We start from the raw sequence: 1692 nt of genomic DNA, 5'->3' as shown, positions 1-1692 counted from the left end.
TAGGAACGTAGTACTAATGGTCCCAATTCTACGATCTTTAGAGGATAAATCTTCTAAACTTCTGAAAACCTTGTTCCGTAGTTTATTCGCTAGTTTCCGCTGGGTAACGGTAAGAAACCGGTCTATTTTTACCGGAAAAAATTTACTCCAATGCGAATTGAACAATTACTAAGAAAATCAGAAAAAGCCATCAGTGGCGTAATAGCCAATAGCGACTGGCAAAAGACCATGAATCCGCTGGGGTTCACCGCTGCCGAACTACAAAAAGGATTGACGCTGCGAAATGAGTTACAATTGCTTTCAGTAGCCCAGCAGCAGGAGTACGGTGAGCAGTATTCGGCTACTGATGCCCTTCGTCGAGCCAAGCGAGATGCCTGGAAAGTATACAAACACCATTTACAGGTGGCCCGCTTAGCGGTAGGGGACAATCGGGGGCAGTACAAAGCCTTGCAACTAGACGGTGCCCGAGAAGATAGTCTGTTAAAGTGGGTGAAGCAGGCCCAAACGTTTTATGCCAATGCCCAAGCTATTACAGCTCAATTAAAGACCTACGGTATTAAAGTAGAAGACCTAAATGAAGGGGAAGCTATGATTGAAGCCGTATACCAAGCCTACGACCACCGCGATAAAGAGCGGGACGAAGCCCTTCAGAGCACCCAGGTACGCAAACAAAAGGAAGCCGAGCTTACTCGCTGGATGCGTCGCTACACCCGCGCCCTCCACTTTGCTTTCGAGAACCGCCCGGAGGTACTGAAAGAACTAGGGCTAAAGGTGAAGGAAGAAGCTTAACCGATAGAGCCTCTGTTTATTCTATGAGTCTTTGACTAATATGTACTTTTGGTGCTTATTGTAGAGTGTGCTCAGAGGCATATCCTAGCTATCTAGCTGTCCGGTAAACTATTATCTATTTTTGTATATTCACTTGCTGGCATTGCGCTGGTAAGAAGAAGTTAGTCGGGAGTAAACGACCGTAAATGTTTTTAAACGTTTAGCTCATAAAAAATGAATATTAAGATATTTACAAGTAAAGTAATAGTAAATATTTCTTTTGTTTTATATTTATCTGTACATCAACTAATAATGCAGTAAATATATTGGATATAGCCGCACCTATAGCGGCTATATGCTAGTTGGCATTAATTTGAACGAAACGAGCAGTAATCATATTGACCTTTATTACTTTTCATTCCTGTATCTTCATAAGAATGGATGATAGTATCGATTTAGGGAAAAACTTTAGATATATCCAGGATTATCCACAAGGAATAATCTATCAAATTTCAGATGACCATATTGGCAGCGGACCAGAAGCAATACCAGCCGTTGTTGTTGACTACGCATATGACGACAGTTGGATTATAGCGATCAATAAAGACATGGAGGACCAACAAAAAAGATATTGGATAGTAGATAAAAACGAAAACTATCAGAAGATAGCTCCATTAGACTCATTAACATTTTATGAGAATATTGATAGTTGGAACATTGAACTGAGATTAAAAAAAACTAATGCCAACAACACCTAGCGTCAAGCCTAAGTTGAAAAGCAATTCGGTTGCTTTTTGCTCTAAGTTCTAGTAATGAAACTCGAACAAAAAACGCTAATAAGGCCGGCCGGACCGCTAGCCCAACCGTTGGCGGTTTTCGCAATTCTAATTGTTTACTACGAAAACGAAAACTTTCCTATTGACG

At 41.0% G+C, this 1692-nt stretch carries 2 protein-coding genes; both read left to right on the top strand.

The features are described 5' to 3' along the window. Nucleotides 1-150: 150 nt before the first annotated feature. Nucleotides 151-789: a hypothetical protein gene (locus WBA23_RS10565; RefSeq protein ID WP_424582244.1), complete on the top strand. Its 639-nt coding sequence runs from the start codon at nt 151-153 to the stop codon at nt 787-789. Nucleotides 790-1205: 416 nt separating this feature from the next. Further along, nucleotides 1206-1526: a hypothetical protein gene (locus tag WBA23_RS10560; RefSeq protein WP_424582243.1), complete on the top strand. Its 321-nt coding sequence runs from the start codon at nt 1206-1208 to the stop codon at nt 1524-1526. Nucleotides 1527-1692 lie beyond the last annotated feature (166 nt).

Origin of the sequence: Tunicatimonas sp. (assembly GCF_049647865.1) — a bacterium.
GTDB lineage: Bacteria > Bacteroidota > Bacteroidia > Cytophagales > Cyclobacteriaceae > Tunicatimonas.
Note: the sequence above shows the minus strand (reverse complement) of the source record. Positions and strands in the feature narration are given on the sequence as shown.

What these genes read in the sequence shown, in the direction of transcription:
- WBA23_RS10565 (WP_424582244.1), top strand. Translation starts at nt 151, where the DNA reads ATGCGAATTGAACAATTACTAAGAAAATCAGAAAAAGCCATCAGTGGC.
- WBA23_RS10560 (WP_424582243.1), top strand. Translation starts at nt 1,206, where the DNA reads ATGGATGATAGTATCGATTTAGGGAAAAACTTTAGATATATCCAGGAT.